This is a genomic window from Bacillus sp. UMB0728 (assembly GCF_002858875.1).
Classification (GTDB): Bacteria; Bacillota; Bacilli; order Bacillales; family Cytobacillaceae; genus Bacillus_AB; species Bacillus_AB infantis.
In genome coordinates this window covers 270,128-296,362 of sequence record NZ_PKLA01000001.1, presented here as the reverse complement: position 1 = coordinate 296,362, position 26,235 = coordinate 270,128, and the positions used below count along the sequence as shown (strand labels likewise).

Below are 26,235 nucleotides of genomic sequence, written 5' to 3'. Positions count from 1 at the left end.
AAGGCAAATGGTGATGATACAATGTATCTTCCGCATGAATCCGCTTTCTCTCATGCGGCTAAAACAGGAAAATAAGGTGTAACAGCCTGATAAAGGAGAACAACATGAAGGAAAGAATTTTATTTTTTGCAGCAGGGCTGCTTGTCCTCACGTTAGGTGTGGCGCTTATTATCAAATCTGCCCTCGGCGCCTCTGCTTGGGATGCACTGGCAGTTGGCGAGTCCCATCTTTTCGGGCTGACCGTAGGGACTTGTGTATTCATAAATGGAATTGCTCTGATCATCATCAACTCTATATTATTGAAGAAAAAGCCGGAAATCCTGGCGGCAGGAACCATTCTGGTCATTGGTGCTTTGATTGATTTCTGGCTGCTGGCAGTATTCAAGGACTTTTCTCCAAGCATGCTGCTCACCCAGTCCTGTACTTTGCTCTCAGGCATATTGACAATGGGTCTGGGGATCGCCGTCTACCTTCAGGCAAAATTCCCTCCAAGCCCGATGGATACCTTGATGGTCGCCGTTCACACCAGGTTTGGCCTTTCTTTAAGGACTTCCCGTATAGCCAGTGAAGGATTTGCCCTTATTCTGGCGTTTCTTTTCCAGGGAGCGATCGGCCCTGGAACCATCCTGGTCACACTGACACTCGGCCTAGTGGTGCAGTATTTCCATCCTAAGCTGGAAATTATAATGGCAAATGGGTTGAAGAAAGCTGTTGTATAAAATATTTCGGGTTCTGTCAGTATAAAGTCCGAATTGGCAGTACTTGCAGCAGACTCTTTAGCAGTGAAATTAGCACACAAAAAGCTCGGAGCTATAATGCTCTGAGCTTTTTTTATAGAGATTGCACTTTGTTGAAGATAAGCAACCGTATGTTCAATTAACGATTTTGTTGTGAGGCAGGAATACCAGCTAAAAGAGCAATTTTTCCCCACCCCACCCTACTAAAAGAGCTGGCCTTCCAGGGACAGGATGAGGTTCAGCGCGGTTTGACAAATTAGCGGAGAAATTCCCGTTAATTTCAAAAGAGCTCTAAAAACAGCTTAAATAGAGGGAGAAATTCCGGCTATCGACCCGAAAAAAAGGAAAATTCACCATTTTGCTTCGCTTAACCGGAAAATCTCCGCTTATTTATACCCTTTCGAGCCCTATTATCAATTTAACCGGAAAATCTCCGCTTATTAATTTTTTGTTGGCAACCCACTCCATTCCTTCACTATCCTGCTCCTTCCATCCGGAATTGAAGTCACACTATCAAAAAAGGCCGCTCCCAAATGAGCGGCCTTCTTCTATTATTATCACACTCTGCTGTATTCCCTAACCTTAGCCTGTTCTTTTTCAAGCTCGGCACCGAGGAATTTGGCGGCTTCAAGCATGCCGTATTTGCCTGCTTTTGCCTCTGCGTCAGAATTATAATTTGTGTTTGTGTTGACATCATACGTATAAATATCCCCATTGGCATTTTTAATAAATTCAATGCCGGCGATTTGAATGCCGTTATTCCTGAGGAAGGTTTCGTATTTTTCAATGATCGGGTCGTTGAAGCCTTCAATGATCTTAAACTTTGGCTTTTCTTCCACCTCTTCGCCAACAGGACAGAACAGATCCCCGATTTGGCAGGCATCGGCCGGGCAAAGCTCAAAGCCTTCTGATGTATCCACCTGGACGGCATAGACGAATTTTCCGCCCACGAATTCGCATCTGGTAATATATGATTCTGGCGACTCAATATATTCCTGGATCAGAGTGATGCCATCGACAGGCTCTTCAAAATTCGGCCCTTCGACATATTCCCTCAATGCGTCCAGAGAATGGAACAGCTGGACGCCGAGCCCTTTGCCTGCGCGGTTATGCTTCGTGATGAACGGAGCGCTGTCGAGCTTTACAGCTGCTTCAAGAATTTGATTTTTTCCGACAGCTGCTATTGTTTTCGGAGTGGCGATTCCTGCAGCATTCAGCGCTGTATATTGATTGACTTTGCTGACCTCCAGCCTTAAAGCGCGGCTTCCGTTGAAAACGGTGCGGCCATGCTGCTCAAGCCATGACAGGACAGATTCCGTCAGCTCCGGTGCAAAGCGGTTCCCCCTTGTGTGGGAAGATGCGCTCATCCTGCTGTAGAAAATCCCCTCCGGAGGTGCACTGGTCAGGTCAACAATCCCTTCATTCAAAAACCATTCCTCATAAGGAAGACCCAGCTCTTCCAGCCTTTTTGTCAAATGGGCAGTCCATTCGCTGTTTTCGTGTATGATGTGTATTTTGCTCATATGTTCTCCCTCTTTTACTTTAAGATTTTCCTTTTGGCTTCAACCAGCGGCATGACTTTTTCCGAAAATCTCTGCATTTCCTCCAGCTGTGGAGAGAACTGAAGCAGAAGCAGATCGACGCCGGCTTCTTCATAAGCAATAATCTGTTCAGCAATCTGTTCAGGGGTTCCGATCAGATTTGGCCTGAGGCCCCGGTTGGAAACGGAATAATCGTACAGCTTTACCTGCTGCTCAAGCTGCGATTTGCCTACAAAATCTTTGTAGCCTGCATAGCCGCTTGATTCTTTTACATTGGTGATGCGGGCAAGCTCTTCCTGCGCCTCTTCTTCTGTGTCGCGGCAGACAATGTAGGCTGCCATGCCAAAAGACTTAAATGGCTCATTCCCGCTTTCCTGCCTGCGTGCTCTCATGTCATCAATTTTAGTTTTTACTTCTTCAACTGTCCCGCCGTGCATCACATAGGCATCGCAGTGATTAACAATTGCTTCCTTGCCGCGGGGGCTTTCTCCGCCTGCATAAAGGATCGGATTCGGCCTTTGCACCGGCTTAGGGGACAAATGGGCGTTTTTAATAGAATAATAGCTGCCGTCAAAATTAAAGGTTTCTTCTTCCCATAAACCCTTCATGACCTTGACGAATTCTTCTGTCCGGTCATAGCGCTCATCATGTTCAGTAAAGATGCCGGCATACTGGCGCGCCTCTTCCTCCCACCATGCGGATACAACATTCAGGGTAAAACGGCCATTGCTGATATGGTCGATATTGCTTGCCATTTTTGCCGTCACCGCAGGATTATGGAAGCCTGGGCGGACAGCCGTCATAATTTCTATTTTCTCAGTCACCGCAGCAAGAGCGGCCGCAGTTGACCATGCTTCAAGTGAATCCTGCTCCGGGCCTTTTATATCATTCAAGTAAAGTTCTGCTATTAATGTGGTATCATATCCCCACTTCTCTGCTGCCTGGATGACTTCTTTCGCGTAGCTGAAGGTCGGGGGCATCTTCTCGTCTTCTACATTGCGCAGCCAGCCGCCAAAGATCGGCAGCCAAAATCCGTATTTCATCTGTCTCTTCTCCTCTCACTTGCACCTTGTTGTCAGCAATAAAAAAAACTTCTCCGATAAGAAGAAGTTTGTATGCCTCTATCTTATCTGCCAAAGCATTGCGCTTTGCTGGATTTAGCACCATTCTGACTAAGTCAGCGGCTGCCGGGTATCACAGGGCCAGTCCCTCCACCACTCTCGATAAGAAATATTCAATTGATTTCATAGTAATCCTACAACAAAGGTCGGCTTTCTGTCAACTGACTAGTCTAACTATTTTTAAAAATGTTTTTTTTTCTGCAAGCCTTTTTTATCGTGTGAGCCTTTTTAGCGGAAACCATTCTGCAGGGAGCAGTTGTTCATATCTTTTTTGAAGGAAGCGGTCATCAATCAGCAGGATGGTTCCTGTGTCTTCCTCTGAACGGATGAGGCGCCCGCCAGCCTGGGCTGCTTTATTGGCTCCCGGAAAAGTATACGCATAATCATAGCCGTTTTTTCCTTCAGCCTGAAAATAATCTTTAATCAGATTACGCTCAAGACTCAGCTGTGGAAGCCCCACACCAACAATAATGACACCGCCGAGCCGGGTTCCCTTCAAGTTGATCCCTTCTGAAAAAATTCCGCCCAGCACAGCGAACCCAAGAAGGCTTTCTTCAGGTTCCTCCTTAAAGGAAGACAAAAATTCTTCTTTTTCTCCCTCTGCCATCCCCTGTTCCTGTACCATCATCCTGATAGTGCTGGATTCTTTCATTTGTTCATGGATTTCCCTCATATATTGGTAAGACGGAAAAAAGATTAAGTAATTCCCGGGCCGTTCAGCTGCCAGCTTTTCTACCGATCGGATCAAAGCTTCACCTGTCGCGCTTCTGTCCTTATATCTAGTTGAAAGCGGCAAAGCAAGAACTTCTGCATTTTCTTTCGGGAACGGGGAAGGCAATGACAGGGAATAATGATCCTCATTCCAGCCCAGCATGTTCTTGAAATAATCGAATGGCTGGAAGGTAGCCGAAAAAAAGAGTTTGCTGCGGAAGCCCTTGCCCATTTTCTGGACAAGATAGGATGGATCTAAACAAAACAGCTTGAGTACTACATCCTTTCCGGACTTTTCTGTATAAATGACAAATCGCTCATCTGCCAGCCTTGATATCCTCAGGAAAGCCTGTACAGAAAAATAAGTATCAAGCAGCAGTTCCTGGCCCTCATCTCCCCTGCCGCTGATCAGCTCCTTTTCTGAGCAATGAGCAAAGTCCTCAAGATGCTCCAGCAGATTTTCCGGCAGCTCTTCGTGAATGCGATAGCTTTCCTCCTTTAATTCTCTATTGAAAGAGATAAAAACATCATTCATCTTTTTAGCTGCTGCAGAAAGCTGCGGGGCCGTGTTTTTATAAGCCCTTTTCAGCTGAAGGAAATTCTGCTTCCCCAGATCCGCCGAAAACATATCCCTCGCCCGGTCCACCAGATTATGCGCCTCATCGATCAGAAGAGCTGTCTTTTTCTTGCCTTCTGTATGAAGCCTTTTCAGGGACACCCGGGGATCAAAGATATAATTGTAATCGCATATGACTGCGTCTGCGGCATATGCAAGTTCCAGGGAAAATTCAAACGGGCAGACTGTGTGCTTCATGGCATATTTTTCAATAACACTCCGGTCAATGATGGATTCATGAGAGAGGATATCAAGGACTGCTTCATTGAGGCGGTCATAAAACCCGTCAGCGAACGGACAATGCTCTTTCTGGCAGACCGTCTGCTCCTGAAAGCATATTTTGTCCTTGGCCGTTATTGTTACCGTGTGCATATGGAGGCCTTTTTGCTGCATCAATGAAAAAGCTTCTTCGGCTGCCTGCCTTGTGATAGTTTTGGCTGTAAGATAGACCATCCTTGACAGCAGCCCCTCTCCCATCGCCTTGATGGCGGGAAAAGCAGTTGAAATGGTCTTTCCTGTCCCGGTCGGCGCCTGGGCAAACAAGTCCTTTTCATCCAGAATTGATTTGTACACAGCTTTTGCAAGCCTTCGCTGTCCCTTCCTGTATTCCGGAAAGGGAAAAGGCAGGGCTTTAATGCTGGTATCCCTTTTTTCCCTATGATGGAGCATGAGCCGTGCGTAAGGATAAAAGTCAGCAATCAGCCCCTTCACATAACCTTCGAGGAAGGATAAAGTCTCCACCTTCCTGAAGCGCTTTTCTTCTTCAGTGTGGATCTGCAAGTAGGTAAGCTGAACGGTGATTCTCTCAAGCCCGCGCTCTTTTGCAAGCATAAAAGCATAGCATCTTGCCTGAGCCCAATGCACAGGATGGGTATCTTCATCGAAAGCTGACAAATCCTTTGCCGTCGACTTGATTTCATCTACAACCAGTTCCCCATCCTCCTGAATAATCCCGTCACATCGCCCCTCAAGAAGGAACTCAATCTCCTCATGCTGAAGTGCTTCCTTCAAGAAAACCTCATATTCATCTTCTTCCTTATAAGTACTCTGAATTTTCTTGTGCGCTTTCGTTCCTTCAGCCATCGAGGAAGCTGCTGCAAACCCGGACTCAATGCTTCCGGAACGATAGACATATTCCGCCAGGCTTCTGGCAGAAATTCTCCAGCTTTTAGTCATCACAAGGTCTCCTTGCCATCTATGATAGTACCATTATAGCACATATGTTCCCGGATTCAGGCAAACAAAAAGGGCGGGATTGTCCCGCCCTTGGTTATCATAATTAAATTCGTTTAGCTCCATAATAGGCTTTGCTCCAATAAGGATTGGACATAGAATCAATCTTAACGCCCTTAGAGCTTGACGCATGGATGAATTTGTTGCCTCCAAGGTAAAGGCCGACATGTGATGGACCTTTTTTATAGGTGCTGAAAAAAACGACGTCCCCTTTTTTCAGGCTTTTCTTTTGTACGGCTTGTCCCGTTTTATAAAGCTGCCCGGTAGTTCTGGGAATCTTTTTTCCGGCTTTGCTGTAGGTGAATCCGACAAGGCCGGAACAGTCGAAGCCCTTAGGCGAAGTGCCGCCCCATTTATAAGGAACTCCTATGTATTTTTGGGCCACTGCAGCCGCAGAAGAACCATAGGAAGCCGCTTCTGTATTTTCTCCCCCAAACAATCCGGCAAAAAGCAGGCTAGTGCAAAGAAAAACGCTTGTGATCAGCTTCTTCATGTTGTCCCCCAAGTAATTTTCTCTCTCTGTTTTGTGATGAACTTAGTTTCTCACATGCTTCCTGAAAAATAATTTACAAAAACATGTTTGTTATGTAACAAAAGGATTACAAATATTGACGTTTTTCGACCAATAAAATTATAGTAAGCGATTACAAAGTACCCAATCCTCCAATTTAGTAGATACATATACTGTAAATAAAGGAGGTGTTCTTAGTGCAGCAGCTTCCCCTTCTATATCTTGCCTGCATCCTTGCAGGGTATGCACTGATTCAAACAGCCGGACTGGCTTTTGTGACAGGGGGCTTTGCCGCATTTATTACCGCTGTTGGTGTAACAGCCATGATAATATTTGCAGCTGCCCTGCTTTTCCTCGGCTTGAAGGCTTTATTGGGCCGCAAGCTTTAGTTTTGATTACTTGCAAAAAACAGAGGCCAGGTGCCCTGGCCTCTGTTTTACATACCTGCCTCTTTCTCTGCAGCAGGAAAGGAGGCAAGGCTGATATCATGTTCATAAAAGATGCCGGCTATAGCATGGCGCAGGCGGCTTTCATATTTTTGCTTAGTATCGAAATTTTTGACCGGGACCTCGATTAAAAACAGCATCGTATCATACTTAAAGTCAACCAGCCTGATTTCAGCAAGGTTTACTTTTAAATACGCTGAAAAATGATCAGCTTCCTGAAGGACCGCCTCTTTCAGCAAGTTTTCAATTCTGCCTGTATCTTCTCCGAATTTTATATTGACCTCCACAGAAGCAAGCATTTCCGATCCAGTCCGGTTTTTGATGATCTGTTCAATAAAATGCTGGTTTGGAACGATCAGCGTTCCCTCTTTCGCAGTTCTTACTATCGTGGAACGAAGCCGTATGCTTTCAATGGTTCCGATTTTATTATTGATCTCAATCAGTTCCCCTACTTCCACAGGCCGTTCAAACAGGATGATGATGCCTGAAATGAAGTTGCCGGCAATATTCCTCATCCCAAAGCCGATTCCGATCCCCAGCACCCCGAGAGCCGCTCCTGCCGCAGTAAGGTCAAGACCGACCGTTGTCAGGCTGACGGCAACCGCCGCTATCATGATCGCATAATAGATGAAGCGGTTGAATGTATATCTCAGCCCCCTGTCGACATGATAATGTTCATAGACAGAAGACAGAATCTGCAGCGTAAGAACCCTGACAAACTTATTCGCCAGAGAAACAATAAGGAAGGCCGTAAATATCAGCCGCAGTGAGACTTTAACGTCCCCTGCCTGATAGAGCGTATAATTCAGCCAGTCCTGCGTTGAAAAAAAGTTCAGGAACAGTATCAGGGAAGCGTAAAAGGCCGCCCAATTGAGGACCGAGAGCATGCCTTCTTTTGCTTCCGGCTGGGCCCATCGCCTTCTTGCAGCAAAAAATTGCAGGATGAACTTTAGAAGCCAAATAGCCGCAAACCAGGAGAAAAACTGAATATATTCTTCTCTTGTTAATTCTTTAAAAAAGTCCATTGCCGTTCACCTTTACTTCTTTTATTTCTCTTTGTATTCCTTATAGGGCCGCTTTCTAAACAGGGATAATTTTAAAAGCCGATAAAAGAAGGGGTTTCGGTCCCGGCGGCAAGGGAAAAAAGGAAGGATACTATCAATTGAATTCAGGGATTCCAGGGGGATAATATGTGGATTAAAAAGCCGTTTTTTATGTATATAACAGGAGCCATACTCGTGCTGGTTGTTATTTTTCTATTGGGTAAGATCGATTGGTTCATCTGGCCATTCCGGAAGCTTGTGGCGACCATTTTCTTCCCCATCCTGATATCGGGTCTTCTTTATTATATCCTCAGGCCAGTCATCCGCTGGCTGAGCGGCTATATGCCGAAGACCGCTTCCATCCTTATTGTATTCGGTACGCTGATTGGCATTGGAACCGGAATTTTTTATTTCGGCGGAAGCCTGATAGCAGAACAGATCACCCAAATATCAGACTCTTTCCCTGACAAAATGGAGGATCTTACATCAGAGACAAAGGAAATGGTGGATGAGAATGACTTTGGCTTCCTTTCCTATGAGGAGATCGAGCAGAAGGTCCTTTCCTATTCGCAATCATTCATTAATACAGTCGGCAGCAACCTTACCGGGATCATTTCAGCCATAACCAGCATCGCAACCGTCCTGGTAGTTGTTCCCTTCATTCTTTTCTATTTTTCAAAAGATGACGAAAAACTCCGGCCGAAACTGCTGAAATGGATACCGGATGAGCATAAAATAGAAGGCAACCGGATTTTGCTGGACATCGACAAAACCTTATCAACTTATATTATCGGCCAGTTTATCATAGCTTTTGCCGATGGTGTCCTGATGTATATCGGTTATCTGATCATCGGCCTGGATTATGCTTTAGTGCTGGCATTGTTCGCCACGTTCCTGACAGTCGTCCCTTTTCTCGGACCGCTTCTAGGCATCATTCCTGCCATTTTTGTCGGTTTGATGCAGGAACCTTTCATGGTGATTAAAATCCTGATTGTCCTTGTTGCGGTCCAGCAGCTGGAGGGGAATCTCATAACACCGCAGGTAATGGGAAAAAGACTGAACATCCATCCGCTGACAGTCATCCTTGTCCTGCTGGTGGCAGGTTCCCTTTATGGCTTCATCGGCATTCTGGTGGCCATTCCATTTTATTCTGTTGTTAAGGTGATTGTGAGGGATTTCTGGAAGTTCTACAGGCTCCGCCACCTGGCAGGCTCAATTGGAAACAAAGAATGATAGATAGAACAAGAACCGCCTGGAGACGCAGCCAGGCGGTTCTTGTTCTTTTTCGAGGTTTTTTCACATACCGTGGACCGGAAAATATACTCTTACCGTAGTCCCTTTGCCCTCATCGCTTTCGACTTTCACCCTCCCATGATGATCGTCAGCGATTTTGTAGCTTGTCATCAGGCCAAGGCCGGTTCCTTTCTCCTTTGTTGAATAAAAAGGCTCTCCCAGGTTTGCAAGCCTTTCTGCCGGGATGCCGCATCCGCTGTCCTTGATGATGGCGCATAACTCCCCATCCGCCTTTACCGTGCTAATGATGCTGCTCCCTTTTTCTTCGATGGCATCAAGCGCATTTTGAATGATATTGATAAAAAGCTGCTTTAATGAATTAGGATCTCCAAGCAGTGGATACGGTCCATTTCCTGGCTCGAATGTGAGTTCTTTATTGTTCATGAGCGCCTGCGGCATCATCAGGTCAACAACATGCCTGATGACATCATTTAAATCAAGAACTTCGACCTTTGTGCTGTGGGGCTTTGCAAGAGCCAGAAATTCAGTGATGATATTGTCTATTCTGTTGATTTCATTGATGATGATGGAAGAAAAAGCAGGATTGAAGCTCCGGCCATCTGAAAACAGCTGCATGAATCCCTTGATAGGCGTCAGCGGATTCCTGATTTCATGTGCAACTGCAGCAGCCATCTGGCCTACAACAGCCAGCTTTTCTGACCTTCTCAGCAGTTCATTGGTCTCAATCCTTTGCTGAATGTCCCGGGAAACGGATAAAATCTGAGCGCCGCTTTCAAATGTATATTCATCTATTCCTTTAACATGGGATTCCATCCAGATGTAGCTCCCATCCTTCTTTTTTACACGATGAGTGATTAATAACGGCTCTCTGATTCTCAGCATAAGCTGATATCTTCTGCGGACTTCTTCAATATCATCAGGATGAATGAGCTTAAAGGCATTCAGCTCCAGCATCTCGTCAGGCTCATACCCCAAGATCCGGTTCACTGATGGTGAAGCATATAAATACGTAGCGTCATATTTGTGCAGGATAATCAAATCAGAGATATTGTCTGCCAGAAGCCGGTAATTCTGCTCGCTTTCTTCTCTTTTACTTTCCAATCGCTTTTGTTCGGTAATATCCACGATCTGGCCGAACATATATTGATCATCGGCACTTTCTCCCTTAACAAGGGATAGATTGAGCTGCCCTGTCTTATGTGAGCCATCCTTGCAAATGTAACGCTTTTCCAGCTCATATTCTGTCCGTTTTCCGTCCAGGATTTCATTGAGCAGCTCCAAATCTTTTTTATAATCATCCGGGTGGCTTATGTCCTCAATTGTAAGGCCTGCCCACTCTTCCATTGAATAGCCGAGAAATTTGCAGAATGCCTCATTTACAATCACTTGGTCTATATGGCCGATCACTACAGTCTGCGGGATCCTGGATTGATAAAACAGCTGCATAAACATGTTAGAATTCTTCATATTGCCTCCGATAAACCTCTAAGCGTTACTCTCATCTTACTAAATATTAACCTTTTCACTCAATCATAATCTGGAAAACCTGAATATCATCAGATTTAACAAAAGTTTTTTTCCTAGTATAATGGAAAGGAATCCAATCATATTAGGAGTGATCTTTTGACTAACAGCAATGTAAAGCAAACGGCAGACCTGATCAGGGAACTCGTTTCCATACCCAGTCCATCCGGGAATACCAGCGAAGTAATTTCCTTTGTCCAGAACTATCTTGAACAGCTTGGCGTACATACATACCAAAACAGGAAAGGCGGCCTGATCGCCACACTTCCAGGAAAAAATGAAAAGCAGCACCGGATGCTTACGGCTCATGTTGACACATTAGGGGCGATTGTAAAGGAAATCAAACCAAATGGCAGGCTTAAAATCGATTTGATCGGCGGATTTACATACAACTCGATTGAAGGCGAATACTGCGAGATTGAAACGGCAGAAGGAAATAAATATACCGGCACCATCCTCATGAAGCAAACCTCTGTACATGTGTATAAGGATGCTGCGAAAGCTGAAAGAAATCAGCAGAACATGGAAGTGCGCATAGACGAAAAGGTTCACAGCAAAGAGGATGTACTTGCTCTTGGCATTGAAGTGGGAGATTTTGTATCTTTTGATCCGCGTGTCCAGGAAACAGAATCCGGATATATCAAATCGCGCCACCTGGATGATAAAGCCAGCGTCGCGATCCTGCTTCAGCTGATCAGGACTTTAAAAGAAAAGAATATCGAGCTGCCTTACACGACCCACTTCCTGATTTCGAACAACGAGGAAATCGGCTATGGCGGAAACTCCAATATTACACCGGAGACTGTTGAATACCTGGCTGTCGATATGGGCGCGATGGGTGAAGGCCAGTCAACAGATGAATATACGGTGTCCATCTGTGTGAAAGATGCAAGCGGTCCGTATCATTATGGATTGAGGAAGAATCTTATTAAGATTGCAAAGGACAATCATATCGATTACAAGCTTGACATCTACCCTTATTATGGGTCTGATGCTTCTGCTGCCATCCGTTCCGGTCATGATATTATTCACGGACTGATCGGGCCGGGGATCGACTCCTCGCATGCCTATGAGAGGACCCACATGGAATCCCTGGACAACACAGCAAGACTGCTGTTCCATTATGTACAATCTGAGCTTGTCAACTAATGCAAAAGAGGATGCGTTTCGGCGCATCCTCCTTTTTATTCCTCCTCAGGAGGCCTCTTCCCTCTCTGAAGCTCCCATATGCTCAGCCCGAAATCATATTGCAGATGAGGGTAATCTTTGAAGCTGCGCCAATCGCCGCCCCATTCAAATCCGAGACCCTTTGCGATCTCGACGACCTCATCCCAGTCAGCACGGGAATTGCCGTTGCCGTCATAATTCATATCCCATATGACAGCTCCGTTTAAGGAAAGAAGGGCAAAATCAATGGCGAGGCCGAAATTATGGTATGACTCCCCGCCTTTGGCATTTGTCACGATTTCTCCTTCTGCCGTCCTGCCTTTTGCGTATAATTCATTCTGCTCTTCAATGCTGCGGAAATCCTGTGTAATGACAATATTGATCCCTTTATCCGCCGCCAGGCTGATCAGTTCATCCTTTTTGGCACTTACCACCGGATGAAGCTGGACCGGCAGGGGCGCATCCTCATCAAAGCCATTATCCATATCAATATGAAAATCAATTTCCGGAAATTGCTCTGCCTTCATGAGAAAAAGCAGATAAATTATCCCGGCAATCAATATAAAAATCCAGAAGCCTGATCTTTTAACCGGCACTTTGTCAGTCCTTTCTATATATAAGGCTGTGTTAAACAATGCTGTTGAATAAAGCCGTATACAAATAAATATAAAAAAAGATGCGGGGCATCATCTGGAAATATGCCTTACATCTTGTTTCTTATTATACTAGGAAATTGTTTATTCAGTCTAGAATGAAGCTGCTTAGCGTGCTGGCTGTAAAATTTCAGGTAAATAAAATGGCGTTTCTGATTAAAAGGGATATATGAAGGAATCTTTTGCAGCTGAATTATTATAAAAAAAGACAGCTCTTTCGAAAAGAGCCTGTCTAATGTAATTCCCATAAATTTTATTGCAGCTAATTGTATCTTTCTCCGATTTTTTTCTTTTTGCCCGTAGCTTAACACTGCAAAGCTTCAACACTAGAATACTTGCAGCCCATTACAGCAAAGACTTTGCCCCAAGATACCTAGTCTTCCAATAAGATAAATTCATATCGCTGATTGTTACACCCGTGGAAGAGCCAGAATGGATGAATTTGTTTCCGCCAAGATAGATGCCTGCATGTGAAGGGCCTGTCCCGGTCTCAAAGAAGACGATATCTCCCGGTGACGGTGAAGATACCGCTTTTCCGGCGCCCCAGATCGTTGCAACAGTTCTTGGGATTGATACTCCCGACTGCTTGAAGACATAGTTGATATAGCCGCTGCAGTCAAAACCTGCCGGTGTGCTTCCTGCCCATTTGTACGGGACGCCGATATACTTTTTCGCTTCGCTGATAATCGCATCGGCTTTGGAGGAAACAGATACTGGTGCTGGAGGCTTTGCAGCTGCTGCTGTGCCATTCAATTGAAGCTTCTGCCCTGCATAGATTGTATCGCTGGATAGATTATTCAATGCTTTTAATTGAAGTACAGAGGTATTGTTCCTGCTGCTAATGCTCCAAAGCGAATCTCCTTTTTGCACAGTATAACTTGACCCTGTTTGGGCTGGTGCCGGATTCAGCACTGGAGCATTGGCAGAGCTGCTTGCAGAAGCGCTGATTGAGAGCTTCTGGCCTTTATAAATCGTATCAGTTGACAGACGATTCCATTGCTTTAGGGATGCGACACTGACATCGTATTTCAGGCTGATTCCCCATAGCGTGTCCCCTGCCTGCACAGTATGTACTGTGGTGCCTGATGCTGCAGGCTGAGATGTGTGGCTGTGCGGAGCAATGACGGAAAGCTCCTGCCCCGGATAGATGACAGCACCGCTAAGCTTATTCCAGCTTTGAAGCTCGCCTACATTTATATTGTATTGCCTCGAGATCTTCCAAAGCGTATCTCCGGAGGCTACTTTATGTGTCTTTTCATGTGCGCTTGCTGAACCTTGAAAAGGAGTCAGCATCAAGCCTGCTGCGGCTGCCATTGTTATAAGTTGTTTTTTCATGGTGTACACTCCTTTAATTTCTTTCACATCCTAATTTTAGTAATCATTACACTAGAATAGTATGTGTAAAAAATGGAGTGCTTGGAATTAACTATTTTTATAGGTTAATTAAGGAATATCATCTTCTATTTCCCACAAACAAATAGGTTATATACCCCATGCTTTCATCTTCTAAACTTATACAAAAATAATTTCTACCTTCTTAAGACTCAAATTTTACGACAATATCCGGAAGGAAATTTATTCCTTAATGAATTTTCTAGTCAGCACCTCCTGATTAAATAGTCGCTCCAGCAGGATGCCGGCCGAAAAATGAATGCAAAGGACTAAAAAATGCAGGAGTTTTTTACCTTATAGAAAAATTGAGAATATTCTAGACTATTAGTTGCCTATTAATTTTATCCAGGGAGGAATACTATGAAAAAAACTTTTGTTTCTATGTCATTAGCAGGCGTTTTGGCCTTTGGGGCAGTACATGTTCCTGCGCTGGCCCAGCCAAAGGAAGCTCCGAAGCTGGAAGCTATTCATGGCCTTGAGAATAGTCTTATCAAAAGGATATCAGCGGAAAAAATCTATCAATCCATCACAGATCTCTCGCAGTCTCCGCGCGTGGCAGGAACTGCGTCAGAAGATCAGGCAGTACAGTATATAAAGCAAAAATTCGAAAGTTATGGCTATAAAACAGAAATCCAGCCTTTCACCTTCTATGGCTATACGCCGCCTGAGAAGATTGAATTAACCGTCCAGGGAGCGGAAGAGCCATTATCCCCTGCCCCTTTCACTTATACAGTCAACGGGAATGTCACTGCTGAATTGGCAGAAGCAGGCCTGGGAACAAAGGAGGACGCTGCAGCTGCTGATCTGGAGGGTAAGATTGCACTGATCCAAAGAGGGGAAATCAGCTTTGCCGAAAAGGTATTGAATGCAGCTGAACAAGGTGCTGCAGGCGTTCTGATCTATAATAATGCTGATGGCCCTCTCAGCGGGACACTTGGAGAAGCCAATGAGGAGTACATACCTGCTGCAGCTTTATCAAAAGCTGAAGGTGAAAGCCTGTCAGCAAGACTTGCAGAGGGAGAAACCTTCACAGCAAACCTTGTCATTGAGGGAGCTGACGCCGGTGAAAAAACATCTCATAATGTAATTGCCGTTAAAAAACCAACTAATAAGAAGAAAGATACAGGAGAAGTCATTGTGCTTGGCGCACACCATGACTCTGTCGCAGGTGCACCGGGAGCGAATGATGATGCATCAGGCACAGCGATGACACTGGAATTGGCAAGAGTGTTCAAAAATATTCCCACTGATTCAGAAATCCGCTTTGTCACATTTGGTGCTGAAGAGCTCGGCTTGCTTGGATCACGTCATTATGTAGAGAATCTGTCAGACAAGGAGCAGGATAGCATCATTGCCAATTTCAACCTTGATATGGTCGGAAGCAGGGATGCAGGCGACCTGGTGATGCTGACGGCTGATGGCGAACCGAATCTGGTGACAGAACTTGCCCAGAAATCCAGCTTAAAGCTGAATGGCACAGCAACACCGTATGGACAGGGAGGACGGAGCGACCATGTGCCTTTTGCAGAAGCAGGGATTCCGGCAGCACTTTTCATCCACAGCCCGAGTGAGCCATGGTACCACACACCGGAAGACACCATTGATAAAATCAGCAAGGACAAGCTTCAGGATGTAGCTGAAATTGTGGGATCAGCAATTTATGATCAGGCAAAATTCGACCGGAAGCTGCCTAAGCCGAAAAAAGGGAAAAAGCATAAAACGCCTCATTTATATCAAGAACAGGAAGTAAAATAATAGAAAAGCACCCTCACTGGGTGCTTTTCTCTATTTTTTCCAGATCCTTTTATTATCTTCCCGCACGGTCAGCTTCAGCTCATCAAGCCGCTCAAGGAGAGGGATGATATATTTCCTCGATAAGCCCAAAAGATCTTTAGCCACACCTACATCAAAGCTGCCTCCGGTTCCAGCCTTCAGCTTTTCAACCGCTTCATTGAAAATGTCTGCATGATAGTAATACTGGCCATCAATCGGCACGATTTTATCAGTATCTGTCAGAAAGCGGATCATATCTGGCTTTAAATCTCCCGGAATACCCGATTTGGCGAAGTAGTCGTCTAGGTATTGAACCTGCAGTCCATCTTCCCTTAACTGGTCCAGCATATTGCCAGCCCGTTTTTGCCAGCTTTTCGGAATATTCCTTTCAAAGGTTGAAGAAAACAGCCACTGCTCTTCTTTTATCCATTTTCCATCCAGGATCCCTTTTTCAACCGTAAAACCCACCAGGCTTTTGCCGTAGGTGCCAGCCAGCGACTGGACCAGCTCTGCTTTAAGGATCCCTTTCCTCATCGGAAAAGCAGAGTGGAATTCGCCAAGCTTCCCTGCTGCTTCCATGAAGGCGTTCTGCACCGTTTCGCTGTGAGCAAAGTCATTGGGCCCGATTTTTACAAAGCCGTCTTCCTGAAGCACCTGCAGGACAGTTTCTTCGTCCACACCGGTTAAATGGGCAAGCTCTGAAGGCTTCATGCTGCTGTTTATTCTAAGGGCATCGCTGATCCTTTCGTGGGGAGAACCTTGTTTTTTCTTATCGAGAAGCTCAACGGTATGCTTGCCAAACTTATATTTCCGGCCATGAGGATCAATGACCCATCCTCCGCCGATGGTTTCAGCCGGGCTGGGCCTCCTGAGGATGAACCGGTCTCCCCGCTTTGTAACCACCTCTTCGTCCAGCCTGATCTGGCACAAGATTTCTTCTTTATCTTCCTTGAGCTCGTTGCGGTCAAAAAATACAATCCGGCCCATCACTTCTGCAGTTCCGATATGGCATTTGACAGGCATCCGCTGCTTGATGGCAGACTCCAGCCCCTCTGCTGTCCTGATGCTTGCATCAAACACATTTGTCACTGTAAAACTGTCAGCGGAGACAAGGACCTGCCCCCTGGCGGCATCTTCTTTTGCGACCCCGGATAAGTTGATGGCTGTCCGCTGCCCTGCAAATGCCTTTTCTGCCTGCTTCCGGTGCACCTGGATCTGCCTTGCCCTCGTTTCAATGCCTGAGGGCAGGATCTTCAGCTGCTGGCCTTCTTCAACAGATCCTTCATAGACGGTTCCGCGGACCACAGTCCCCTGCCCCTTTACCGAAAAGGCCTGATCGATCGGCAGCCTGAAGGCGCCTGTTGTGCCGCGGGGGGTGATTTCTTTGAGTTCATCCTCAATCAGCACTTTCAGTTCTTCTATCCCTCTTAGAGAAAGGCTGTCCACGAGAACCGAAGGCGAGCCTTCAAAGACCGTTCCTTCAAGCTCCAGCAGAATCTCCTCCTCAACAAGGCCGATGAATTCTTCATCCACCCGATCAGCTTTAGATATAACGACGATTCCTTTCTCAATGCCAAGGAACCCAAGAATCTGGAGATGCTCTTTTGTCTGCGGCATCACACCCTCGTCGGCTGCAACGACGAGGATCACAAGATCAATGCCCGCTACTCCGGCAATCATCTGCCTGATGAACCGCTCATGCCCTGGGACATCAATAACAGATACTTCCAAATCCTCATCTTCATACAAGGGAGCAAATCCCGGCTCAATGGATATCTGCCTTTCTTTTTCTTCCTTCAGCCTGTCTGTATCTATATTGGTCAACGCTTTGGTCAGCGATGTTTTGCCATGGTCAATATGGCCGGCCATACCAATCGTAAAGTATTTCTTTCCCACAAATGTGCACCTACTTTAATTCATTAATTTATCATTTCAACTGGATAAGTACGCACCAAGTGCACCGCTGTATTCCCCATTAGGCAGAAAGGCGGCATCCAGGCCTGTCATCCTGCTGTATGTAAGAAGTCCCTTTTTCAGTATTTCATTACCCTGCAGGGAACTTCCGATATAATAAATCTTTTCAGAATGATGGATATCAGCAGCCCCTTTGGTCAAAAGAACCGTTGTTTCGGCAATCATGTTAGCAGCCGCTGCCATAAGATCCTCTTCGGAAGGCTCACCCGTGATATTGGCAAAATTGCCTGCCGTCAGCTTGCCGTCAATAGGAGCTTCAACATCCTTTACCCTTTTATTCTGGCCTGCTGTCGAAGGAAGCCAGCTTCTGTCTCCATAAATATCGCTCACCAGCAGGTCGGCCTTTTCCCTGTTACCTTCAGCTGCCAGCCCGGCCAGCCTCTGATGGTCCGCTTTTCCAGTGAAAATCCTGCCAAGCCCCATAAAAGTACCTCCGCCCACACCGCTGCCCAGGATTCTTTCATGCTTTCCATCCTCTATTTTATACCAGGAAGTCCCTGTGCCGATGTTAACGAGCAGCAATCTTTTATGCGGGTGGCCCGCTTCCTTGATCAGATGGAGAGCCCCTTCACAAGTGGCCGTAAATTCAGGGATGATAGCGGCTTCGGGAAAAAAGGCCTCCTTAAGGATGGCGGCTTTACCGCCAGTAAGGACATAATCCGCAGAAGGAGCCAACGTCTTAAGCCAATTCAGCGCCTGCTCAGCCTCATTATATTCAATTCTTTTAAAATGAAGGCCATTTTCTTCGTAAACGATCTTAATCAGAGTCCCGCCAGCATCAATCCCTATTCTCACACGAATGCCTCCCCTGAATATATTAACCTCATTATAAGCAATCTTAGGAGGGGCCTGCCAGCATTAAGGCCTTTATCCAGTGATAGTTCTCGCTAAAAATAAAACCCCCTTGCAGAAAGGGGGCCAATTACTACTCCAGCATCTCGCCGGTCTGATAATCCTTCATGAAGCTCTCAATTGTTTCTTCGATCATGCCGCTTTCATCAGGAACCTGGACAATCACTTCATTTCTGCCCGTAACCGGTGTTACACTCACATTCTGATAGCGGTTGACATCCAGCTGGACGCGGAGGTCTTTTGCAATCTGCGCACTTTCCGCTCCATCTTTCAATAAAAAACGAAGGTTTTTCATGTAGGCAAAGCTCCTTCCAACTCAGTTTCTAACGCTTATTATTGGGCCGGAAGAGACAAACTATACTTTCTGCTCTGCCTGATTTCCCGCTTTATTGTTCTTTCTAAAAATGTAAATCAACCCAGCAGCAGCAATCAAAATGCAGGCTGCTGCAGCAGTCCAGACCACTGAAGCCTGCCCGCGCTGCTCAACCGCAATCCCAATATATCCCCATATGAATACGAGCGGGTAGATGATATCTTTTTGCAGCAGCATAAAGCCAATAGCAAGCAAAGCTCCCGCAATAAGCATGATGTTTGTCCACCCCAGCTCTCCTATAGCAAGGAACTCCCCGATGCCAAAGTCTGTAAACTGCTGAAAGATAATCACAATAACAGCAATGGAGGTCCATCCAAGATAGAATGAGAACGGAACTCTGAAAAAAGTCCGATGGTATTGGCTTTTCTTGATTTTTACATAAACCATACAAAGTGCTGCCAGTGAAGCAATGAGCAGAATGGCATCTAGACCTTTTACAGCCAATCCAGCTGTAATCGACAGCCCGCTCAAGACGGCGCTGATTGAAAACCAAGGTGCTGTGCCCCTATAAAGCTCCCTTTCATCTCCTGATGAGAGAAATCCCCTGACCAGCCAGATGGCGATCAGCACATATATCAGCCCCCAGATGGAAAAAGCATAGGGCGCCGGCTGGAATAGCGTTTCATTCATCTGCCTGTTATCCCCGCTCTCTGATACTGGAGACAAAAAAGAAGCCCATAAAACGAAAAGGAATGCCAGGCAGCTGATGCTGTGCAGGATGTAAAATTTCTTCATATGCACCCTTCTTTCTAAAATGATTTCATCTTGGCTGTTTCTCCTGCTCTACCCCAGCAAGATGCCTTCTAATCCCGGCATGTGCAGTCAGCCTGCCGTAAATAGCATATTTTGCCACCCTTAAAAAAGGTGCTAAAATACTCTTCCAGGAGGCGGATGCTGCTCGTGCTTGCTAACATTCAACTACCATACCCTTCCTGCATGAGGTATAAAAAGCCGCCACTGCTATGATGGAATGACTGTATTTCTTATTACGAAATAACTCCCGTTTGTTCATTAAGCTAGTTGATGGGTCATTCCCCCGTACTGACATAAAAGAGCAGACTAGAAGAGGAAGTCCGGGACAGGGTAAAAATAAACGGAGAAATTCCCCCTAATTTCGAAAAACATCTAAAAATAGCTCAAATAGACGGAGAAATTCCGGCTATCAACTCAAAAACTGGAAAATAGGCTACTGCGTTTCGTTTAAGCGGAAATTCTCCCTTTATTTACACCCACTAGTGCCATTTTCAACAGCTTAACCGAAAATTCTCCGCTTATTTAATGGCCTGCTGGTCACTCACTCAAATAAGGTTAAGACTTTTTGCAAAATCATTCCTTCCTCTCTTCCTTAACAACGCTCTTACCAAAAGAGCCAAAATTAAAACCCTGCCAGAGGCAGAGCTTTTCTTTTACTTTCTCTTCCGAAAACCAAACGGAGCAAGCAGCACATAAAATAAGAAAAGTGCAATCCCTTCAAGGGACAGGATATAAAATGGATAAGGCCCCAGAAAATCAATCAGCGAGCCATTGGAAGGCTTATAGGCAAGAAACATATAATTTCCCCCGGTCCATTTATTGGCCAGATATGCAATGCCTGCAGATAAATTTAGGAACAGGAAACTCAGCCACATCCCTTTATGATCAGGTGCAAAGCCCTTTGCAAATACATAGAAAAGGCAGGTCCATATGATCAGTATATGAGTGATGAAAAATTGGAAATAACGAAAATGCGGATAGCCAAAAAATAATTCTGGCGTCAGCACCGCCATTAAGGCACCTGCTATCCCGATAAAATAAACAATGTTAAAAACGAGTCTTGATCCTGATGCGAGAAGGATCAGGCAAAGAATCAGGCTGATGGAGCACAGCTGAAGCGGCAGTGTGAATGAAACATCCCATATTCCTGCACGATACAGCCAATAGTGATAAAGCGACTCCAGGACGAATAAGCCTGAAAAGAACGTCCATCTGACCGCTAATTCATTTGCTGCAAAAAACTGCCGGTAATAGTATAAAGCAAAAGAGCCTGCCGCAAACACAAACAGCATGGTCCAATGGCCTGCCGAAAAAGCCGCAAAAGGATAGAGATCCGAATTTTGCCCGAATAGCTCTGCCACAGGGGGATCCTCCTTACTTATGTATTAAGCTTTTTCTTTTAAAGCGAAGTTTTCAAGCTCAAGCCGCTTCGTTGTCTCCAGCTGAATAATTTCTCCAGTGTCAAAGCTGACTTTTTTAAGGAATAGAGGGCCGTCATAGACAAAAGTATGATATTCCCCTGCTTCACCCATCGGACAGCTGGCTGTATCTTTAATATCCCTGGCAAAGGATGCATCCACTTCGCGGCCAAGCCACTCAGTAGCAAGAATCTCATCTCTTATCCTGATCACTTTAGCCTTGTATCCAGAATCCGTGAATGCTTCCAGGGCTGATGGCGCTTCCTCTTTTTTCATCCATAAGGGATAGGATGCTTCCAGGCCTGCCGCTGCCGCCGCCTTTTCGCCCCAATCTCTGTGCTCATCTAAATAAAGATCCCCAAACGCAATCGCATCAAGGCCGTATTCCTTTTTTGCCTCTTTTAAAGCCGCGACAAAGGAATCCGTATATCCGTCAAACGTGCATTCTATGAAGCGGACCGGAATCCCGAGAGCTTCCCCCTGAAGGGATATAAGCTCCTGCTTCTCACCATGTCCAAAAGTCCTTCCCAGCTCTTTAGGGACTGTTGTCAGAAGGCACTCAACCTTTATCCCTTTCTTGACCATTAGATCAAGAGCCATGCAGCCGTCCTTGCCTCCGCTCCACGAAAGTGCTGCTTTCTTCATCTTTCCAACTCCCTGTTATTTGAAACTTCTGCCACCATTTTACCATGAAAAGGCACTGTATGGCAGAACAGTGTTGACTGCCTGTATTCACTTCCACAGTCAGTCATTCAGGATTTCCCTTTCCAGTTCCTTGGCTTCCTTCCGGATATCTTCCTCACCCTTCAGCAAAGCAAACAGCCCTTCCAGGATGATTTGTTCAGGATTGGATTTTTTGGTTTCTTCGGAAATCCGGTTTGCGATCTCTTTTAACCATGAAGATTTCTGCGGTTCCAGACTGTTCAGCTTTTGATAAAGATCCTTCCATGCCTGTTCCCTTTTTTCAAATGATACAAAAGCGCCTTCCTTATCCATATGAACGACAAAATGCTTCATCATTTCATCCGTAAGAACCGGATATCCGCCCTTTTCAAGAAAATCATTCGCCACCGCATCAAGCTGCCGGACTAAATGGACGCCGATCTCATCCGGTTCGATCTTTGCCTGGTCAGACACCATCAGCATCATATATGTCCGATAGATTGATTGAATCATGAACAGCAGATCCCATTGATAAGTCCTGATTCTTTCCCCATACAGCTCCAGCAGGCTTTTTTGAAGCCAGGAAAACAATCTTCCCCTCATCCTGTGCTCCATCCCTGCAATCTTTTCGCTGTTAACAGCCGTCTCTCCCCTCATCTGCATCTTCATGTAAGCCTTATATTCCAGAATCCCTTCAAACTGGGCACTGAACTGCTTCTCCAGCTTATGCTTAGGCTCCAAGTCCCCATCCAGTCCGATGACAAGGACTCTTTCAAAGACGAGCTGCTGGTAATGCTCATAAATGGAAATAATCAGATCTTCCTTTGATGAAAAAAAAGAATACAGTGATCCTTTTGCAATCCCTACACCGTCCGCAATTTCCTGCATGGATGTCTGGCTGTACCCTTTTTCAGCAAAAAGTTCAACAGCTGTTTCTAAAATCGCTTCGCGTTTGTTCATCATCACACCTCATATCTTTATGCCAGCACATTCTATAAACACATTCATTCTTGACTATTTAAATGGAGTCATGCAAAAATGACCATGTAGTCAAGAGTTTTCCCCTTGATAATATTAGATTTCATTTTACATTAAACAAAATTTGACCGACCAGTCAAACCTCAGGAGGAATGCATTATGCTTGAATGGATACTAAAGAGATCCAAAATCTTTATCATTTTGTTCTTATTATTTATTATCGTTGGCGTCTTCACTTTTCTTCAGCTTCCGCAAAGGGAAATTCCCGAGACTTCCATCAATATCGGAACGGTCAGCACCGTCTATCCTGGAGCAACGGTCGATAGTGTGGAAAGAAATATTACCAACCCGATAGAAACAAAGCTGCAGTCCATTGAGGGAATCGAGGAACTAAGCTCATCCTCAAGCGCAGGCTTTTCTTCTATTATCGTAACGGTTGCCGACGGAGAAGACAAAAAAGAAGTGTTCGGCAATGTGCGCCAGGCTATCTCTGACCTTACAGCTTCTTTCCCGGAAGAAGCCTTTGAACCGGAAGTCAGTGAAGCAAATGTCAAGATGCCAATTGTATCTTACCATTTGACGGGCAGCGACAGTGAAAGCCTTTTTGCTCTTCAGGACGAACTTTCACGCTGGAAAGAAGAGGTTGAATCTGTACCTGGGATTTCGGGCGCTGTAATCAAAGGCCTGCCTGACGAGAAAATTTCTATTGAGCTGGATCCCGAGCTGCTGAAGGAGAAAGGCATTATTCTGCCGGATGTAATCAGCAGCATCAATGATGAATTCTATCCTGCACCATTAGGAAAGCAGGAAATGGATCAGGAAATCGTGCAGCTTACATTAGAGCATTACAGCTCTGTTGAGGATATGGAAAAATTATTTGTCGGCAAATCGCCGCAGGGTGAATCCGTTTTGCTTGGCGACATCGGAAAAGCTGAAGTCGTGCAGCAGGAAACGGAGGATATTGTCACTATTGATGGAAAGCCTTCTATATCTTTTACTGCCTTTGTCGAAGCAGGACAGGATATCCCCTCCGTTGACGAATCAGTCAGCAGCCTGGTCGAAGATTTGGGAAAAGGACTGCCTGACGATATTGAACTTCAGCCATATTATTCACAGGCAGATCAGGTATCCGATATTTTTGACGGCCTCTATTTGTCTCTTGCCATATCAGTTGCGGCAGTCATCCTGACTACGGCTCTTGGACTGACCGCCTCAGGGGCATTCGTCGTTGCACTCGCTGTCCCGATTTCCGTATTGATGGGGCTGATCCCCCTTCCGTTCGCCGATGTCGACTTGAACCAGATTTCCGTCATCGGGGCGATCATCGCGCTAGGTATCCTTGTTGATGACAGTATCGTCGTCAATGATAATATCCAAAGGCGCTATAAAATGGGTGAAGGGGCGATGCTTGGCGCAATCAATGGCACAAAGGAGATTTGGGTTTCCATCGTCACATCATCGCTGGCGATTGTTTTCACCTTCCTTCCACTCGTCTTTCTTTCCGGGGGGAACGGGGCTTTCATACGAGCTTTGCCGACCGTTTTAATAACGACCATTTTGGCATCAACACTCGTCGCATTGATATTCGTGCCAATGATGCGCTTTATGCTTTACCGGAAAACGAGCAAAAAAGTTTCTGACGCTCCCGGGCTGCTCGGGAGGCCGCTCAATCTAATGGCAGATATTTATGCAGACAAAATCCTTAAGCCATTTTCCAAAAGGCCGAAGCTTGTCGGTTTTCTTGGCTTAATTTTTACAACGGCGATCTTTGGGCTCGCTGTACTGACTCCCTTTGAGTTCTTCCCAGCCGCCGACCGTGAAGAGGTGACCATTGACGTTACACTCCCAATCGGTGTGACCCTCGAGGACACAGCCGGGCAGCTTAGGGACATTGAAGAAATGCTGCTGACTGACCCTGGCGTCAAGGAAACAAGCGTATTTGCCGGAACCGGCCTGCCTAACCTTTTCAACAGCTCCCTGCAGGCAACCGGAGAGAATACGGGGCAGATCGTCGCAAGGGTTGACCGCAAGAACCAGACTGCCCAGGGGCTTATTGACGACTGGTCATCTGTTCTGAGGGAAAAATATCCAGATGCTGAAATATTCATGGAAACCATCCAGCAGGGCCCTCCTGCAGGCGCCCCTGTCACAGTCACGGTAAAGGGGCCTGAAATAGAAAGGCTCCTTGAGCTCAGGGATACACTGTCCGGGAAAATAGAAGACGCTGGGGCAGACTTTGTAGTCGACAATATCGGAACTCCAGAGCCGGCTGTAAAATATGTCCCTGACCGTGCCAAATTAGAAGAATACGGCATTACCATCAACCAGATCAGCGAACAGATCAGCCTTGCAACTGAAGGCATTCCGCTGCAGGCATTTGATAATGGTGTATCTAAGCGCGATATGAATATCATTCTTGGGGACCCTGAAGAACCCCTGAACCTTGAAGAACTCGAGATTCCGGCTGCCGGCAGCACACAGGCCGGGCCGCCGGAACTTGTTCCTGTCTCAGAGCTTGTGGATGAGGAAAGGACTGAAGAAATTCAGCGCATCCCCCACCAGGATGGAGACCGGGCAATCACCATAAGGGCCTTCCCTAAAGAGGAGGAAGGCTTCAAGGAGAATGTCCAGAAAATCGTAGAGGAAGAGCGGGAAGCTTTGGACAGCAATGATTACAGCATCCAATTAGGCGGAGAGAACCAGGCGCAAAATGACTTCTTTGCCGAAATCACCGTTCTGTTCATCATTGTCATCTTCCTGGTGTATCTGCTGATCGCCTTCCAATTCAATTCACTGGGCCTTCCGTTCCTGGTTCTGACAGCCGTTTACCTGGCAATTGCCGGCAGCATCCTCGGCCTGTTCGTTACACAGACGCCGATCTCTTTCCTCGCTGTCATGGGAATGGTTTCACTGACGGGAATCGTTGTCCGCAACTCTGTCGTCCTGATCGAATTTATGGAACAGGGCCTGCGTGAAGGAATGGCCATTAAGGATGCTGTAGTGGAAGCAGGCCGTGTGAGACTGAGGCCGATCCTTCTGACTGCTTTAACATCCATCGTGGCGCTGATACCAGTCGCAGTCAGCGGTGATGCCCTCTTTACACCGCTGGCCATAACGATCATTTCAGGGATACTGTTCTCAGTTATCCTTACTGTCATCATCGTGCCGATGCTTTATCTTGGATTTAAGAAAGTGCCGGCTGAGAGCAAGTAGAATGGGAAAAACATCCTGCGGTGTGCTGCAGGATGTTTTTTTGATATGGAGAGGATGATGTGGTTGGAATTGATGGAATTTGGCTTTTTCAATACAGTTGGGGATTTGTACGTGGATCTTGCTTTGATTTGGATTCTTTCTATGCATGATTGGATTTCCTTACGATATTGGTGCATTGATTTTGTTTTATTCTATGCGTGGCTTGGCTCTTTTCAGGGGACTCATGCATTGATTGTGCCCTATTCTATGCATGGCTTAGCTGCCTTCAGGGGGCTCATGCATTGATTGT

Annotated in this window: 22 protein-coding genes and 1 riboswitch; of the genes, 7 read left to right on the top strand and 15 right to left on the bottom strand. The window is 45.9% G+C overall.

Annotated elements, in window-relative coordinates:
• The first annotated feature begins 104 nt into the window (after positions 1–104).
• The gene (locus tag CYJ37_RS01450) at positions 105–719 is read left to right on the top strand and encodes a YczE/YyaS/YitT family protein (protein WP_094767304.1); all 615 of its coding nucleotides are present in this window, start codon (positions 105–107) and stop codon (positions 717–719) included.
• Between the two features lie 575 nt (positions 720–1,294).
• Here CYJ37_RS01450 and CYJ37_RS01445 read toward each other — a convergent pair.
• The 4 genes from CYJ37_RS01445 to CYJ37_RS01430 form a co-directional block, all read right to left on the bottom strand.
• Positions 1,295–2,260, bottom strand: coding sequence for an ATP-grasp domain-containing protein (locus CYJ37_RS01445; RefSeq protein WP_101547613.1), 966 nt, complete (start codon positions 2,258–2,260; stop codon positions 1,295–1,297).
• Between the two features lie 14 nt (positions 2,261–2,274).
• Positions 2,275–3,321 (bottom strand): LLM class flavin-dependent oxidoreductase, encoded by a 1,047-nt coding sequence (locus tag CYJ37_RS01440; protein WP_009791620.1) that lies wholly within the window; start codon positions 3,319–3,321, stop codon positions 2,275–2,277.
• Positions 3,322–3,401: 80 nt separating this feature from the next.
• A riboswitch (SAM riboswitch) is annotated at positions 3,402–3,508 on the bottom strand.
• 102 nt (positions 3,509–3,610) lie between these two features.
• Positions 3,611–5,902, bottom strand: a complete 2,292-nt coding sequence (locus tag CYJ37_RS01435) for a helicase C-terminal domain-containing protein (protein ID WP_101547612.1) — start codon at positions 5,900–5,902, stop codon at positions 3,611–3,613.
• A gap of 103 nt (positions 5,903–6,005) precedes the next feature.
• Positions 6,006–6,452 (bottom strand): C40 family peptidase, encoded by a 447-nt coding sequence (locus CYJ37_RS01430; protein ID WP_009791082.1) that lies wholly within the window; start codon positions 6,450–6,452, stop codon positions 6,006–6,008.
• 215 nt (positions 6,453–6,667) lie between these two features.
• On the opposite strand from CYJ37_RS01430, the gene CYJ37_RS01425 reads away from it, so the two are divergent.
• Entirely contained in the window at positions 6,668–6,859 is a 192-nt protein-coding gene (locus CYJ37_RS01425) for a hypothetical protein (RefSeq protein ID WP_009791081.1), read from the top strand.
• 47 nt (positions 6,860–6,906) lie between these two features.
• Here CYJ37_RS01425 and CYJ37_RS01420 read toward each other — a convergent pair whose 3' ends face one another.
• On the bottom strand, positions 6,907–7,941 hold the full coding sequence (locus CYJ37_RS01420) for a mechanosensitive ion channel family protein (protein WP_094767308.1): 1,035 nt from the start codon (positions 7,939–7,941) through the stop codon (positions 6,907–6,909).
• 165 nt (positions 7,942–8,106) lie between these two features.
• Here CYJ37_RS01420 and CYJ37_RS01415 point away from each other — a divergent pair, with 165 nt between their 5' ends.
• The gene (locus CYJ37_RS01415) at positions 8,107–9,192 is read left to right on the top strand and encodes an AI-2E family transporter (protein WP_101547611.1); all 1,086 of its coding nucleotides are present in this window, start codon (positions 8,107–8,109) and stop codon (positions 9,190–9,192) included.
• Positions 9,193–9,255: 63 nt separating this feature from the next.
• Here CYJ37_RS01415 and CYJ37_RS01410 read toward each other — a convergent pair whose 3' ends face one another.
• Positions 9,256–10,680, bottom strand: coding sequence for a PAS domain-containing sensor histidine kinase (locus tag CYJ37_RS01410; protein WP_101547610.1), 1,425 nt, complete (start codon positions 10,678–10,680; stop codon positions 9,256–9,258).
• A 156-nt stretch (positions 10,681–10,836) separates the two neighbouring features.
• On the opposite strand from CYJ37_RS01410, the gene CYJ37_RS01405 reads away from it, so the two are divergent.
• Entirely contained in the window at positions 10,837–11,886 is a 1,050-nt protein-coding gene (locus CYJ37_RS01405; RefSeq protein ID WP_101547609.1) for a M42 family metallopeptidase, read from the top strand.
• Between the two features lie 35 nt (positions 11,887–11,921).
• Here CYJ37_RS01405 and CYJ37_RS01400 read toward each other — a convergent pair whose 3' ends face one another.
• Together CYJ37_RS01400 and CYJ37_RS01390 are read right to left on the bottom strand one after the other, a co-directional pair.
• The gene (locus tag CYJ37_RS01400; RefSeq protein ID WP_232217729.1) at positions 11,922–12,431 is read right to left on the bottom strand and encodes a M15 family metallopeptidase; all 510 of its coding nucleotides are present in this window, start codon (positions 12,429–12,431) and stop codon (positions 11,922–11,924) included.
• A gap of 471 nt (positions 12,432–12,902) precedes the next feature.
• A complete protein-coding gene (locus CYJ37_RS01390) occupies positions 12,903–13,892 on the bottom strand; it encodes a C40 family peptidase (protein WP_101547606.1) in 990 nt (329 codons plus the stop codon).
• Between the two features lie 417 nt (positions 13,893–14,309).
• On the opposite strand from CYJ37_RS01390, the gene CYJ37_RS01385 reads away from it, so the two are divergent.
• Complete coding sequence (locus CYJ37_RS01385; protein ID WP_101547605.1) at positions 14,310–15,704, top strand: M28 family peptidase; 1,395 nt, start codon at positions 14,310–14,312, stop codon at positions 15,702–15,704.
• Between the two features lie 30 nt (positions 15,705–15,734).
• Here CYJ37_RS01385 and selB read toward each other — a convergent pair whose 3' ends face one another.
• The 7 genes from selB to CYJ37_RS01350 form a co-directional block, all read right to left on the bottom strand.
• Positions 15,735–17,618 carry a selenocysteine-specific translation elongation factor gene (gene selB / locus CYJ37_RS01380; protein WP_101547604.1) on the bottom strand — a complete coding sequence of 628 codons (1,884 nt, stop codon included), beginning with the start codon at positions 17,616–17,618 and terminating at the stop codon, positions 15,735–15,737.
• 36 nt (positions 17,619–17,654) lie between these two features.
• The gene (locus CYJ37_RS01375; protein WP_257964152.1) at positions 17,655–18,491 is read right to left on the bottom strand and encodes a type II pantothenate kinase; all 837 of its coding nucleotides are present in this window, start codon (positions 18,489–18,491) and stop codon (positions 17,655–17,657) included.
• Positions 18,492–18,621: 130 nt separating this feature from the next.
• Complete coding sequence (locus tag CYJ37_RS01370) at positions 18,622–18,843, bottom strand: hypothetical protein (protein WP_009791070.1); 222 nt, start codon at positions 18,841–18,843, stop codon at positions 18,622–18,624.
• Positions 18,844–18,903: 60 nt separating this feature from the next.
• Complete coding sequence (locus CYJ37_RS01365) at positions 18,904–19,656, bottom strand: hypothetical protein (protein WP_101547602.1); 753 nt, start codon at positions 19,654–19,656, stop codon at positions 18,904–18,906.
• Between the two features lie 671 nt (positions 19,657–20,327).
• Entirely contained in the window at positions 20,328–21,035 is a 708-nt protein-coding gene (locus CYJ37_RS01360) for a YwaF family protein (protein ID WP_101547601.1), read from the bottom strand.
• A 24-nt stretch (positions 21,036–21,059) separates the two neighbouring features.
• Positions 21,060–21,737: a hypothetical protein gene (locus CYJ37_RS01355; protein WP_101547600.1), complete on the bottom strand. Its 678-nt coding sequence runs from the start codon at positions 21,735–21,737 to the stop codon at positions 21,060–21,062.
• Positions 21,738–21,836: 99 nt separating this feature from the next.
• On the bottom strand, positions 21,837–22,718 hold the full coding sequence (locus CYJ37_RS01350) for a TetR/AcrR family transcriptional regulator (RefSeq protein WP_101547599.1): 882 nt from the start codon (positions 22,716–22,718) through the stop codon (positions 21,837–21,839).
• A gap of 174 nt (positions 22,719–22,892) precedes the next feature.
• On the opposite strand from CYJ37_RS01350, the gene CYJ37_RS01345 reads away from it, so the two are divergent.
• Together CYJ37_RS01345 and CYJ37_RS26985 are read left to right on the top strand one after the other, a co-directional pair.
• The gene (locus CYJ37_RS01345) at positions 22,893–25,946 is read left to right on the top strand and encodes an efflux RND transporter permease subunit (RefSeq protein WP_101547598.1); all 3,054 of its coding nucleotides are present in this window, start codon (positions 22,893–22,895) and stop codon (positions 25,944–25,946) included.
• Positions 25,947–26,009: 63 nt separating this feature from the next.
• Entirely contained in the window at positions 26,010–26,231 is a 222-nt protein-coding gene (locus CYJ37_RS26985; RefSeq protein WP_180827224.1) for a hypothetical protein, read from the top strand.
• The last annotated feature ends 4 nt before the right edge of the window (positions 26,232–26,235 follow it).